General features: G+C 40.7%; 12 protein-coding genes. 5 read left to right on the top strand and 7 right to left on the bottom strand.

The annotated features are described in order from the left end of the window. Nucleotides 1–129 precede the first annotated feature (129 nt). The 4 genes from deoC to BVC88_RS15575 all read left to right on the top strand — a co-directional run bounded on the left by deoC (nucleotide 130) and on the right by BVC88_RS15575 (nucleotide 4,310). Nucleotides 130–888, top strand: a complete 759-nt coding sequence (gene deoC, locus BVC88_RS15560) for a deoxyribose-phosphate aldolase (protein WP_075351632.1) — start codon at nucleotides 130–132, stop codon at nucleotides 886–888. 1 nt (nucleotide 889) lies between these two features. Beyond that, nucleotides 890–1,729, top strand: a complete 840-nt coding sequence (locus BVC88_RS15565) for an MBL fold metallo-hydrolase (protein ID WP_075351633.1) — start codon at nucleotides 890–892, stop codon at nucleotides 1,727–1,729. Between the two features lie 149 nt (nucleotides 1,730–1,878). Continuing rightward, complete coding sequence (locus BVC88_RS15570) at nucleotides 1,879–2,976, top strand: acyltransferase family protein (protein ID WP_083639125.1); 1,098 nt, start codon at nucleotides 1,879–1,881, stop codon at nucleotides 2,974–2,976. A gap of 152 nt (nucleotides 2,977–3,128) precedes the next feature. Continuing rightward, nucleotides 3,129–4,310 carry an MFS transporter gene (locus BVC88_RS15575; protein WP_075351634.1) on the top strand — a complete coding sequence of 394 codons (1,182 nt, stop codon included), beginning with the start codon at nucleotides 3,129–3,131 and terminating at the stop codon, nucleotides 4,308–4,310. Nucleotides 4,311–4,443: 133 nt separating this feature from the next. On the opposite strand, the gene BVC88_RS15580 is transcribed toward BVC88_RS15575, so the two are convergent. The 4 genes from BVC88_RS15580 to BVC88_RS15595 all read right to left on the bottom strand — a co-directional run bounded on the left by BVC88_RS15580 (nucleotide 4,444) and on the right by BVC88_RS15595 (nucleotide 8,372). Next, entirely contained in the window at nucleotides 4,444–5,019 is a 576-nt protein-coding gene (locus tag BVC88_RS15580) for a helix-turn-helix domain-containing protein (protein WP_075351635.1), read from the bottom strand. 183 nt (nucleotides 5,020–5,202) lie between these two features. Further along, nucleotides 5,203–6,342, bottom strand: coding sequence for a TIGR03364 family FAD-dependent oxidoreductase (locus tag BVC88_RS15585; RefSeq protein WP_075351636.1), 1,140 nt, complete (start codon nucleotides 6,340–6,342; stop codon nucleotides 5,203–5,205). Continuing rightward, nucleotides 6,343–7,659 (bottom strand): DUF5690 family protein, encoded by a 1,317-nt coding sequence (locus BVC88_RS15590; protein ID WP_075351637.1) that lies wholly within the window; start codon nucleotides 7,657–7,659, stop codon nucleotides 6,343–6,345. Next, nucleotides 7,656–8,372, bottom strand: coding sequence for an HAD hydrolase-like protein (locus BVC88_RS15595; RefSeq protein ID WP_075351638.1), 717 nt, complete (start codon nucleotides 8,370–8,372; stop codon nucleotides 7,656–7,658). Before BVC88_RS15595 ends, BVC88_RS15590 begins: the two co-directional genes overlap by 4 nt. 325 nt (nucleotides 8,373–8,697) lie before the next feature. Here BVC88_RS15595 and BVC88_RS15600 point away from each other — a divergent pair, with 325 nt between their 5' ends. After that, nucleotides 8,698–9,267, top strand: coding sequence for a phosphonate degradation HD-domain oxygenase (locus tag BVC88_RS15600; protein ID WP_075351639.1), 570 nt, complete (start codon nucleotides 8,698–8,700; stop codon nucleotides 9,265–9,267). A 137-nt stretch (nucleotides 9,268–9,404) separates the two neighbouring features. Here the strand turns inward: BVC88_RS15600 and BVC88_RS15605 are convergent, their stop codons facing one another. From BVC88_RS15605 to BVC88_RS15615, 3 genes are all read right to left on the bottom strand, one after another. After that, nucleotides 9,405–11,096 carry a metallophosphoesterase family protein gene (locus BVC88_RS15605; protein ID WP_075351640.1) on the bottom strand — a complete coding sequence of 564 codons (1,692 nt, stop codon included), beginning with the start codon at nucleotides 11,094–11,096 and terminating at the stop codon, nucleotides 9,405–9,407. Then, a complete protein-coding gene (locus BVC88_RS15610) occupies nucleotides 11,093–12,181 on the bottom strand; it encodes a phosphoglyceromutase (protein ID WP_075351641.1) in 1,089 nt (362 codons plus the stop codon). Before BVC88_RS15610 ends, BVC88_RS15605 begins: the two co-directional genes overlap by 4 nt. A gap of 68 nt (nucleotides 12,182–12,249) precedes the next feature. Then, nucleotides 12,250–13,800 carry a SusD/RagB family nutrient-binding outer membrane lipoprotein gene (locus BVC88_RS15615; RefSeq protein WP_075351642.1) on the bottom strand — a complete coding sequence of 517 codons (1,551 nt, stop codon included), beginning with the start codon at nucleotides 13,798–13,800 and terminating at the stop codon, nucleotides 12,250–12,252. Between the last annotated feature and the right edge of the window lie 24 nt (nucleotides 13,801–13,824).

Raw genomic sequence — 13,824 nt, forward strand, 5'->3', positions numbered from 1 at the left:
GATGAAAAAAATTCAGATACTTGACTTCCAGAATTTTAAACCCCAAAGTAAATGGCTAGAATGAGACTATCAAATCGGCTTTAAGCCCTTAATTTTAAATTATTAATTTTCAAATTTTAAATTCTTCCCATGAATTTTACTTTAAAAGAAGTCGCAAAAATGATCGACCATTCTTTGCTTCATCCCACGATGACCGATCAGGAAATGGAGGATGGATGTAAGCTGGCTTTAGAATACGAGGTAGCCGCGGTTTGTATCAAGCCTTATTTTGTAAAGGAGACTGCCAAGCTTTTGAAAGGCTCCAAAGTCAAAGTTTGCTCAGTAATCGGTTTTCCGCATGGGAATAGCACCATCAAATTGAAAGTCTTGGAAACCCGTCAAGCTTGCAAAGATGGCGCGACTGAGATCGACATGGTGGCCAACTGTGGCAAAGTTCTAGGCGGAGACTGGAGCTATGTTCGAAAAGAGATCAAAGCCATCAATAAAGAATGCGAAAAGCATGGGGCAATCTTGAAAGTGATCTTCGAAAACGACTTTTTATCCGAGGATAAATTCAAGATCAAGCTTTGTAAAATATGCAGTAAAATCGGAGTTGCATTTGTGAAGACAAGCACGGGCTATGGATTTGTAAAGCAACCCGATGGACATTACAGCTATGCTGGAGCTACCACACATGATCTGAAACTGATGCGAAAATACTGCGACCCGAAAGTTCAGATCAAAGCCGCTGGAGGAATCAGAACCTTAGATGGATTACTGGAAGCAAGAGATTTGGGCTGCACGCGTCTCGGAGCCTCAGCTACAGTAGCTATAATGGAAGAAGCCAAATCCAGATTAGGAATTTCAGGTGATAAAAAAGAGGCGGCAGAAGACAAATCCGGTTATTGAGATGATCAAACCAATCAAAAATGACGAGGAGCTTTTGGCTGAAATCAAAGCATACGCTGAGGAAGTGGAAGGACTTCGGATATGGTGGCTCGGTCAAAGTGGTTTTCTGATTCAATGGCATGGAATTCATTTGCTTTTAGACCCCTATTTATCCGATAGTCTCAGCAAAAAGTATCAGGGTACGGACAAGCCTCATGTGAGAATGAGTGAGTTGGTGATTTCACCGGAAAAGCTGGATTTCATTGATTTGGTCACTTCCTCACATAACCATACGGATCACTTGGATGCGGAGACACTTAAGCCAATTTTAAAGGCAAACCCTAAAATCCGTTTTGTGATTCCCGAAGCAAATCGAGCTTTTGTAGCTGAGCGAGTAGGATGTGATCCGAATTTCCTAATTGGGCTGACCGACCGACAGAGTTACTTTCTCAATCAGGCCGTGGCATTTAATGCGATTCCTTCTGCACATAATGAATTGGAGAAAAATGATAACGGCCATCACAAGTTCTTAGGCTATATCATTCAAATTGGCCCATATTCCATTTACCATTCAGGAGATACGCTATGGTATGAAGGTTTAGAGAAAAAAGTTGCCCACTTCCATCCTGATGTACTTCTTTTACCCATCAACGGAAATAAGCCAGAACGGAAAGTCGCGGGAAATATGAGTGCTGATGAAGCCGCTACATTTGGAAAAGCAGTGGGAACAGGAATTGTCATCCCTCATCATTACAACATGTTTGAGTTTAATACCGAAGATCCTGAGCGCTTTATAGAAGCGGCTGAAAAGGAAGGGATTCCATACCAAGTATTGGAAATTGGCGGGAAAATCGAGGTCTAATTTTAAATTGATTTCCAATAAACTTATTCAGAGCTTTTAAATATTCTGATTTGTAGTGTTAACTAAATAGAATATAAGTCTAATAAAGAGATATAATCAATAGAAGCACATCTATCGAAAAAAAACAGATCCAGCTAACTCAAATTTTTATGAATGAAAGCTTAGTGAAACCCAATCGCATCCTTTCAATTGATGTCTTGAGAGGTTTTGACATGTTACTTATCATTTTTGCAGATAGATTTTTCATAGGGTTGAACGAAGGTGTAGGAACCTCTTTTACTGAATCCTTGGCAAGACAGTTTGATCATCCTGAGTGGTTTGGTTCTACTTTCTATGACATTATCATGCCTTTATTCTTATTTGTTGTTGGAGCGGTAATCCCATTTTCTTTATCCAAAAGAATACAGGAAAACACCTCTAAAACATCCATTTACAAAAAACTTATCAAGCGTTTCATCATCCTATTTATCCTTGGTTGGATTGTTCAAGGTAACCTATTGGCCTTAGATTCTTCACAGTTCCATATTTTCAGTAATACCTTACAGGCAATTGCCGTGGGATACTTTTTTTCATGTATTGCCTATATCAATCTGGAGAGAAAATGGCTCTATTTTATTTTCGCCGCTTGCCTAATTGCCTATGCTTTGATTTTAACCATACCCAATGTACCTGGTGTTGGAAAGAGTGTAATACTACCTGATCGTAATTATGCTTTGTACTTCGATCATTTGGTTTTTGGAAAATTTGATGATGGACTTCAGTACACCTGGTTCCTCACCGGATTAGGATTTACAGCGACAACCTTATCTGGAGTCTTTGCAGGAGAATTGATTAAATCAAAACTACCCCGAGAAAAAGTCGCTCTTTATTTATTTATTGTCGGAATTGTTGCTTTAGGCTTGGGATTGATTTGGGGAATCTGGCATCCTATTGTGAAGAAAATATGGACCAGTTCGTTCGTACTGGCATCATCAGGTGTTTGTTATATTTTACTGGCTTTGTTCTACTGGATTATTGATGTAAAAGGAAAAACAAAATGGACATTCCCTTTCAAAGTAATCGGTATGAATGCAATCGCAGCATACGTACTTTCTCACGTCTTTAATTTTTTCCAGAATTGCAGACTTCCTATTTTATGGATTGGAGCAATATGTTGGAACTTATTATGGAATGATCACCGCTACAGGAGGTTTCGCCCTACTCTATTTATTGCTTTGGTATATGTACAAAAACAAAACATTTATTAAAGTCTAAAATCAAACCCGAAAAATCTCTTCCGGAAATCCACACAGATCCGCTCTTTGAAAAGCTTAAACTTCCAAGAGGATAAAAGAGATGAAAAGCCATTGGATAACTCCAGGTTATTTATTTTCTTGATTAAATACTTTTAATCTCACCCTTGAAAAAGCGCTTACTTCTTCTCATCATCTATTTGGCGTTTATCAGCCTTGGGCTTCCAGATGCACTCTTGGGTTCTGCTTGGCCGGCAATGTTTAAAAATCTGAATGTCCCTGTAGATTACGCAGGGATAATTTCAATGATAGTAGCAGCAGGGACCGTTATTTCCAGCCTGTATAGCGGTAGTTTAATCAAGAAGTTTGGAGAAGCGAAGGTGACAACAATCAGTGTAATCCTTACCGCAATTGCGCTATTGGGGTTCTCCTATTCCCAGCACTTCTTATTCCTTTGCCTATTGAGCATCCCTCTAGGATTAGGCGCAGGTAGTGTAGATGCTGCACTAAACAATTACGTGGCGCTTCATTATCAAGCTAGGTATATGAATTGGCTTCATAGTTTTTGGGGAGTCGGGGCGGCTATTGGGCCGATAATCATGGCTAGTTATTTAGCCAAAGGAATGTCTTGGTCCAACGGCTATCATACGATCGCTTGGATTCAAATCGGTCTGGTGGTTATTTTGATTCTTTCGCTCCCGCTTTGGAGTAAGAGACAACTAAGCAATGATATAGGAAAGGATGGGGTTTCTGACCGCCTGCTTACCTTATTAAAAACAATTCCCGGTCTTAAAAAGGCTCTTTTAATCTTCTTTTGTTACTGCACGATTGAGGCAACTTTCGGATTATGGGGAGCTAGTTTTCTGGTTTTCGAAAAAGGTTATGCGGTGGATCAAGCCGCAAGACTGGCCTCTCTTTACTACGTGGGAATTACAGCGGGAAGATTATTTTCCGGTTTCTTAACCAAGTATTTCTCCAACCGTCAATTGATCTATTTGGGACAAGGCGGGATTGCAATAGGATTGGGTTTATTGTTTATACCCTATGATGCTGTGCTTTTACCGGGATTTCTGATGGTTGGGTTGGGTTGTGCTCCGATCTTTCCAAGTCTTTTGCATGAAACCCCGGTGAATTTTGGAGAAAAACACTCACAAAAAATTATGGGGATGCAAATGGCAAGTGCATATGTTGGAATTACACTGATGCCCTTCTTTTTTGGGAAAATAACAATCCTGACGGGGTATTCAGCTTTGGTTTATTTTTTGGGAATATTCCTATTGCTGATGGCTTTCCTTACTAATTCATTAAATCTAAAAACAGCAAAGGAATCGACTTCACTAAAACCCTAAATTTCAAGTCTTCTCTAAATTAAACCAATAAACTGGGTTTTTGAACTCCCTCATAAACAACATAGGCCATCGGTAATACAGTGAGCTATAATAAACTATTCAAAATGGCTTTAACCATTTAATTATTTAGACATCACTTCTCTTCAAAGAAATAAACAACTAGCATTTGTACGACTTCGGTTCCTTCATTAATCGGATTATGGGCTATTCTACCGTCAAAAAGCATAGAATCCCCGGCATTTAGCATGATTTCCTGATCAACAAACTGATATCTGACTGAACCCGAAATGATGTATTTGTATTCAAATGCTTCAGTTTGGACAAAATCTCTGGAACTGCCGGGCTGAATTTCGAGGAGTACAATATCAATCATACTCTGCTTTACCTTTTTAGTGAAAATCCGGAAATACTCATAACCACTTGAGGGTTCTTTTTCAAAGCGTTCGTAGTCTGATTTTCGCTGAACCAAAATAGAGGCGGCAGTTGAATGGGCACTCAAATCATTGAAAAACAAATCCAAATCCACTTCCAACGCTTTTATGATTTGTATCAAAACGAGTAATGAAGGAATGGTCCGGCTATTCTCGATCTGTGATATCAAGCCTTTGGTAACACCTGCTCTGTCGGCAATATCCTGAAGGGTTAGATTCTTTTCCTTTCGGATGCTTTTGATCTTGTTGCTGATCTGAACGATCACTTCATGCTCCATGGATTTGGAAAAATTAGTTAGTAATGGAAACTACAAAAAAGATGGAAAAAATTTTGATTCGAGAACGAATAAGCAGGAAATAAAATGGAGGAATGATCGAAATAGATCTCATGACACGCATTGAATATTGGGTTGATTCCAATTTCGCAAAGTCCATTTAGAGGAATTACAGATCAGAAAAGCCTAGCTCCCCAAATCCATTTTCTCCACCACTTCTTCTGCCAATCCGAAAGAAAGCGTCATCCCTGCTCCTCCGATCCCATTGACGATGGTCACCTGCTTATCAATTTTCCTGACAAACTCAGTTGCCCCATTGGTCATTTTAGGATAGATTCCATGCCAAGCTGAATCCACTCGCCAGTCTTTGAATTGGGCAAAAGTCTTCAAAAAATCCAGAATTAAGTCATTGACATGCTGACGGTCAAATGGTGACAGATTCAATCCATATTCATGGCTATCGCCAATGGTTAATTCTCCAAGTCCGTTTTGAGAAACCATAACATGGATCCCCCATTCGATCAGTTCAGGGTACTTATTATGATAATACGACTTCAACTCAGCAAGGGAGGAAGCGACCTCAAATCCCTTATAATGAATAAAACTCAATCCTGCACATAACGGGGGACCGATCCGCCAATTTTGAGGCTGCTGGGTCAGCCGCATCATTTGGAGTTTGCACTTGGTGATTTCGGCTTCTGAAAAAACCTCCGGATACAGGGTTTCAAAGTCGGCTCCAGAGCAAATAAAAACCTGATCCGCTGACCAGCTTTTTTGTCCTGAAAAAACTGTGTTGCCCTGAATTCCTGAAATCGCCGTATTCCAGTGAAAGTCCACGTCATCTGATTTTGAAAGGTAAATTGAAAGTTTTAAAACCGCCTCTCTGGGATCCACAATCATTTCTTCTGCTGTCCAAAGAGCGCCTTTCAGGCCTTTGGCAACAGCAGCGGGACTTTTCTTCAGGGTTTCCTCAGGGGAAAGGGAAAATGCGGATTTTATTCCCTGCATTTCAGCCACGTACTCATTTACCACCTGCATTTCCAGATCAGTATAAGCAAGGTGAAGCGAACCGGTTTGTTCAGCGAAAAACTCGGCTTTTCGACTCATTTCCAACCAAATCTCTCGTGAGCGAATCGCTCGATCATAGGTTTTTCCTTGGGCTTGTCCCACCGGCCAGATCATCCCAAAATTTCGAACAGATGCCCCTTGAGCTTGAGGATGTCTTTCGAAAACACGGACAGACCAGCCTTTCTCGATCAAAGCACGTGTCAAAGCTAATCCAAGGATTCCGGCCCCAATTACAATTGCAGTAGGTTTTGTGTTCATTTACGTGAGTTTGGGTTGGTGAAATGTGATCGCTTGAGAATTCTGTTTGCTTTTTCTCTGGAAATAGAGATAAGAACTCAAGATTAAAACGAGTGAAATACTGAGGAAAAGCAAAAGGGAATTGATATAGAAATTGAGCCAGCTAAGATTTTCGAATTGACCGAATTGCTTAACAACTAAAACCAAGGAAGAGCCTAAATATCCAAAGCTATCCACTAAATACATTAGGAAACCAACATTCCCAGCATATTTGAAAGTAGCAATGAGTCGGTCAAAAAGTAGGCAGTTGAATGGAATATAGGCCATATAAACCCCTGTACCGGCTAATACCATCCAAAGAAATGGAGCTATAATCCCAGCTTGTAGCCCTAAAGTCGCTAGAATCGAAACAGCAAATCCAGCTATGATAATCCAGTGATTAAGATAAAAAGCTTGTTTATTGCTTTTCACCAAAACCAATAAAGACATCATCACCAAAAGTGCCAAAGTGATCGGTATCTCAGTTTGGGTTAGAAGTTCTGGTGCTACTGTAATATTTAATCCTCTCCAGATCTCCACCACGAAATTGTCCCGAAGATCACGGAGGCCGGTGAGCATCATATAGACTAGGATTAGGGCAATCAATCCAGGTCTAAACTCTCTGAAAAGATCCATTCGGGATTTTCCGGACATGGCGCTTCGAGGTGAGCGAAGAATTTTATCCTCTACAGTTGGTTCCGGGATATGATTGAGCAGAAAGACACTCAGAATAAGGAGTGGAAAGAAAATTGCACCGGTGGCAAAAGGCATCCAGTATTCGGATATATTAAAGTTGACCAATAGGAGTTGGCCGACACTTTTGACAAAACCAGAAGAGAAAACAAAACTTGCGGCAAGCATGCTGCCCATCATCTCAGTAAACTTGCGGCCTTCCATGTAGTGAAAGACGATTCCCCAAATTAAGCCCAAAGGAAAACCGTTGATCAAGAAACAAATCAATCCCAAGGACGCCGGCAATAACGCAAATCCAAGTAAGGCTAGCCAAGAAATGGAAATGAGCCCCACGATCAGCCAGGCTCTCCCCTTAGAAGAAAGCTCTGAGATCATTTTGATCCCAAAAAATTTACTGGCCATATAGCCCAAAGTCTGAGCAAGAATTAACCAAACTTTGTAATCAAATCCCAAAAACTCCTCTCCTGCAAAAATCGCAACGGCGAAAGGCTTGCGAAAAGCATACATACTGCTGTACACCAAAAACCCAGTAATCGCCGCAAAAAGACTCATTTTAAATGAGCTAGTCTGAGCCAATTTCCGGGTCAATGCAGGAATTTGTTTCATCCCTGTTGAAAAGATTGTTCATATTCCTGCACTAGATCCAAGATCTCAGTTAGATTCTTCACCAAGTGAGTTGGATTGTGAGGAATAAGTTCTTCTTCGGAAAATATCCCAGATGTGACAGCAATACTCATCAGACATCCAGTGTTATGCCCTTCATTGACATCGACTTCGGTGTCTCCAATTTTGATCACTTCTTTCGGGTCATGAATTCCAAGTTCACTCATGATTTTATGGATCATGTGTGGTGAAGGTCGGCCTTCGGGCACCTCATCACTTGCTGCGGTGGCATCCACATACCGCCCATCTGTCCATCCTACCCGATTCAAAATAATATCAGTAATATCCCGACTAAAACCAGTGTCCAAAGCCACTTTTATACCCCACTTATGCAATTGATCAAATACTTCTTCCGCATCAGCAATTGCGCGGATAGATGGATCTGTCCGGTAATAGTCCATCATGCCCATCACAAAATCCTCGTGAATCTGTGCGATCAATTCAGCAGTGATTTTTGACAAATCTTTTTCATGGATTTCTAAAAGTTCCTTGATGGCTTGAGGTTTGGAATAACCCATTTTTTCGTTGGCTTCATGTAGAGAGACTAGCGGATAGCCATGTTTATTAAGTGCTGCTTGGAAAGCTTTTGCGACGCTGTTTTCATCATGGATGGTGGTTCCTGCCATATCAAAAACCGCCAGTTTAATTTGAGGCATGCTGATTCAATTAGTTGAAATGAGATCTTACCGAAAAGAATGGGAATTAGCATCGCTTAATCCCCATTCTAAAGGCAAAACCAACTCTATTACTGTTTAGTAAAAGTAAACACAACGCAAAAAATCCTTTAAAATTTCCGGTTATTCAATTGTTAAAAAATCATGAATTAAATCAATTAACAACTAACTGTGCTTGAGCAGAATAGACTAAAATCCTTTAATCAGATGAATGAAGCATGTTTTGTGAAATTCATAAAAACTTCACACCAATCAATCCAATTTCAAAAACAACTTCACTTATTTAGTATATATAAACATTTGTAAAATGAAAAATTCAGAAAAAACCAAAAGGATAAATCAGGTATTTGCACTTTATGAGCGTTTTGGTTCTGCAGATTATATTGGAGAACCAGTCTCTCAGATCGAACACATGACTCAATCGGCCCAACTAGCAGAAAAAGAAGGCTATGATACGGAGGTAATTTTGGCTGCATTTTTCCATGATATTGGGCATCTTTTAGCTCAAAATACAGAAATGGAATCAATGGGAGGCTATGGCGTGAAAAGCCACGAACAAATCGGTGCTGACTTTTTACGAAAAAAGGGTTTTCCAGAAAGAGTAGCCAAATTGGTTGAGAATCATGTTCAAGCTAAGCGATACCTAACCTTTATACGCCCAGATTATTTAGCAAAACTTTCCGAGGCAAGTCTAAAAACTCTGGGATACCAAGGTGGCTCAATGAATGCTGAGGAGGCAAAGGCTTTTGAAAAAGATCCACTATTCGAAGTCTCCTTAAAGATGCGGAGCTGGGATGAAGCAGCAAAAGAAGAACATGTTCCTGTTCCTGATTTGAATATCTATAAAGAGATGGCTAGTAAAATTTTGGGTAGCTGAATTAAACCCGAAATATGCATTAGACTTTCTATTACAGCTCAAAATCAGTCGGTTCGGTTCGTTTTATTCCGGTTTAAGCCTTCATCACGAATTCTAACCCATAATCCGAGTTAAATAATTGATCAGCATCTTGATATCTATCGTGCCTTATCCACAAGCAGACTATCGAGTTTTTGTCCATCCAGGCCGTACACCCTCCAGCTGAACCTCATCGAATCAAGTTCTAAAATCCCAAAGTGATGTGCTTTAATCAGGAGATCCATTTCAGGAGAATCAGATTCCTGGCCTATCGGCTCCAAACCTCCCCCAGCTCCACCTACAATTAGGAAGGTGATCTTATTCCCGGAAAAGTCCCTGGTCAATCGCTCGTAGTCATGGGTATGCCCTGCAATAACCAGATCGATTTTTCCCTGATGAAAATACGGCTCCAATAAACCCAAAACAGATTTTTCACCCTGATACCCCGGCCATCCCTGAGAATATGGGGGCTGATGTACCACGATGATTTTCCAGCGAGATGCGTTCCAAGCCTCGGATTCCATCGCTTCTTTAAACCAGTTGAATTGATCTGAATCTTCCGGAATAGCCACTGGAAAATATAAATTCGGATCCAGATTGATGATAGCCGCAGCCCCAATTTGCTGCATTCCATAGCTTCTATCAAAGCTTCTTTGAATATATTTCCGGAGCAGTTTAGGTTGCAAATCCTCATAAAACCCATCGTAATCATGATTTCCCGGCACCAACAGTTGAGGTGAATTCATGGTGCTTAGTTTTTGGAGAAAGCGGGGAAAAGCATAAGTTTCAGAACCATTATTGACGAGGTCACCGGCTCCGATACTCAGGTCAGGCTGATGCGTGGAGATCCTATCAGAGACCGTTTGGAAAGTTTTCCAACCTCCCTGAGAGTCTGCCCAGATCGCTAGTCTGACCGATTCTTTTGACTTGGGGATAGAGAACTCGAATGGTCCGAAAACAGATTTTTCCTGAGAAATCCGGAAAGAGTGATTTGAATAATCCTCCAATGAAAAGGTAAAAACCTCATTCTCCGAATTGATTTTCGCTACGCTTCCATCTTCAAAAATCAGATTGGCTTCTCCTGCTTTCTCAGAAACCCAACGAACAAAATAATCCCCATCTGCACTGCTTATCAACACCGGTTCAGACATCAAAATCGGATAGTCTCTTAATTTCTCCTGCTGCTCTTGAATACTTAAGAAGTTGATTTCATCCAGCAATTCCAGGTTTTGCAAAGACTGGATCTTACTTTTTAAAATAAGGGAATCCTTCAAAGCACGATGTGTAGCCCTCCACCTATCAACATCTGGTTTTCCGATCCAATAAACTTTACGGAGTCCACCTGCCATGGCATTGTTAACGCCACGGATGATCAGTTCAGCATTCGTTTTTTCCTCCACTTTAAAAAACTCCAACTCCTCTTCTCTTCGGATTCTTTTTCCATCAATCCAGAGTTGGGCACCATCATCCGAGTCGATGATCAAATAACCTTCCTGAAGATCCAGAAAAGACCGGTACCAAAAGGAATGATTCGGAAGGGAAACCCGATGTGGCAAAGTGATCTTCTCTCCGTCTTCAAACTCCGGCAAATCCCGATCAATCCCTGGAAGGGAGTCGATTGACAAAAGCTCCCAATCTTGGTTGAGTAACTGTAAACCATCTTTCGGAAACTGATCCCCGGAGAGTACTTTGGTAAAGCGCTCATTAGAAAAAAATGCCTCTCCATAAGTTGGAGAAGCATTTTCTATTGATTTATTCTCACAGCTTGAAAGGATCAAAATCCCCCAAACCAGAAATATCACTCCCTTCATTTCATCATCTCTTTAATTGCCGGAGCAGCTTTTTTATCTGGATATTCTTTTCCCAGAAGTTGGAATATGGTTCGTGGGATCATCGCAGATTGCCATTGGCCCTTAATTTTCATCTCACCACTTGCCGGAGTATCAGGACCAATGGCCATTATCCAAATTTGACCAGCTTCAGGTACAGATGAACCATGACTTCTCCAGGAAGTTTTGGTCACACCTCGTCCATGATCTACGGCAATAATCATAGTGGTTTTATCCTTATACATAGGATCAGATTGTATATAATCCCATATTTCTTTGATGTAAGTATCTGTTTGCTTTGCTGACCAAATGTATTGATCGTATTTATTCCCATGTGCCCAATCATCCGTCTCACCGTAAGAGATATAAAGTACCTTAGGCTTTTTCGTTTTGAGCGCTTCCATAGCATAATGATGTGTAAATGGATCTAATCTCACTCCGCCCCAGGGACCGCGAATCTCATCTTGCATTCTATTAAGAAGTTGCTCTTTTTCAGTAAGATTCTCACCAGTTGCCTTTCCAAAACCCGCATTAACAGGGATCCCACTTCGCTCAGCATTAATGATATAAGGAAACACATCCCAAGAACCGAAAGCCATTACTTTGCCTTTGTAATCCGGCATTTGATTGAGATATTCTAGAAAAGTCACATTCAAATTATTGATTTTGTCATTGCTAGTAATTCGTTCATCATCGGCAAATCCACTCAAGACTTCATTGTATCCAGGATAGGAAAACCACATTTTGTTTTGATTATCCACTAAGTTACCATAGGCCCGATTACCATAAATCTGTCCTTCATTTGCGATAGTATTCCAAAAAAATGGAAAGAGCATCTCTCTTCGTTTGATTGGATCTGTTGACCAATAATCCGCCAAAAGCGAATTTGGGGTCTCAATCATTCCAGTATCATTGATCATAAGCGAATCTGCCCCTTTGAAAAGCTCCTGCCAACGTAGCCCATCGAATGTAATCAGAACGATATTTTCTGTTTTGTATTCTTGCGCTTGCATAGACCCATAAACAAATAGAGCCATAGAAATGAGAAAGGTGAATTTAGTTTTCATAGTCATTAAAATTGGGTTGAAAAAATCCGCTTCCCGATAAGAAAGCGGATTAAGTTACTTAAATTATATTATTTGACATCCCACCAAACCCGTGTCGTAATCGCATCCGGGCCTTGCCGCTGTATGGCTTCCTTATAATTTTCACCATTAAGAGCCTGCAGGCTAGACGGGTACATATATCGTACAGGAACAGTATTAATGAAAGCCGCCGGACCGGGGACAATCTCCGGATAGCCTGTTCTTCTCCAATCGTACCATCCTTCCAAACCTGTGAAGAAAAGAGAAAGCCACTTTTGTGTTCCAATTTTCGCGAGCTTTTGATCTTGAGTTCCTGTGTAGGCTACTTCTGGCTGTGCAAAGTACTCCTCAGTCACAATGAGTTTTTCAGCTATTTGAGGAAGATTAACTGCCTGGTAGCGCTCTTTATAATAACTCAAAGAGGCTATTATACCATTTTTGTAATACTCTTCCGCAGAACCAACAGTAATAAATCCACGCTCGTGAGCTTCTGCCAAAATAAACTGCAATTCAGCATAGCTCATCAAAATTGCCTGGTATCCTGTTGGATTAGCTAAAGAAGTACAAGCAGAGCAAGACCAAAGCAATCCGATTCTAGAAATGTGATTAGATCCTCCTAGGGCAGGGTCCCCAGTAGGAGAATACTGCAAGGCTTCTTCATCTGCAAGGCCGTTTGGCACACCCTGATAATCATCCAATTCTCCAATTATCCCAGCACCCGAAGCATTCGTTGGTTGAGCAAAAGCGTAAAGACGAGGATCTCCAAGCATTTTGAGTTTATCTTCCATGTTTTCACTCAATCGATACTCATCAAATGAACCGGATCTTGTCGTGTATAGCGGATGCTGATTAGGTACATCACCCAAATATTGTAGTACTGCCTGATCATCATTTCCAGTAAAAATAGGACTTTGAGCAGGATTTGAAAGGATTGCCTGCATCGCAGCTGAGGGATCTTGACGATCAGAAATTCTCATAAGGACTCTAAGCCTAAGCGAGTTTGCAAATTTTTTCCATCTCATAATATCACCATCAAAGAAGATATCACCTTGTACTCGCTCAGCCGTGGACCCTAAAAGCGCATTTGCCTCAGTCAAATCTTTCAATATACCAGCATAAATCGCCTCCTGGGTTTCAAAAGCCGGATAGTTTATACCTTGTTTAGCTTGAGTTGCTTCCGAATAAGGCAAATCTCCATAGGCATCTGACATAAAAGAATACAAATGAGCACGCATTACTTTAGCAATTCCCACATAATTACTTTGTTGCGCTTCTGTGGAAATTTCGATCACATTGTTCAAATCCCGAAGGGAATTGTAGAAGCTATCATAGGGATTCCCAAAGGGTCCCCAGTTATATCGGTCCTCGTTTGTAAACTGGATTTTTGCAGAGTACTGCATGACCACATTACCAATTCCCCAAGCGTTTCCGGCGATCTCGTTTGTTGTGCTTCGCATCACATTTGGCAAGAGCAAATCTGAAGAAACCACTTCAGGGCTATTGGGATTCATATTGATTTCTTCGAAATCTTTGTCACAGGAGCTAAGCACAAAAACTGTCGCTAAGCTTAATCCTGCTATATATTTTATATTAAATTTCATTTTGTCTTTTGTTTAGTTGTAATT

The sequence above is a fragment of the Algoriphagus marinus genome (assembly GCF_001936475.1).
GTDB classification, from domain to species: Bacteria; Bacteroidota; Bacteroidia; order Cytophagales; family Cyclobacteriaceae; genus Algoriphagus; species Algoriphagus marinus.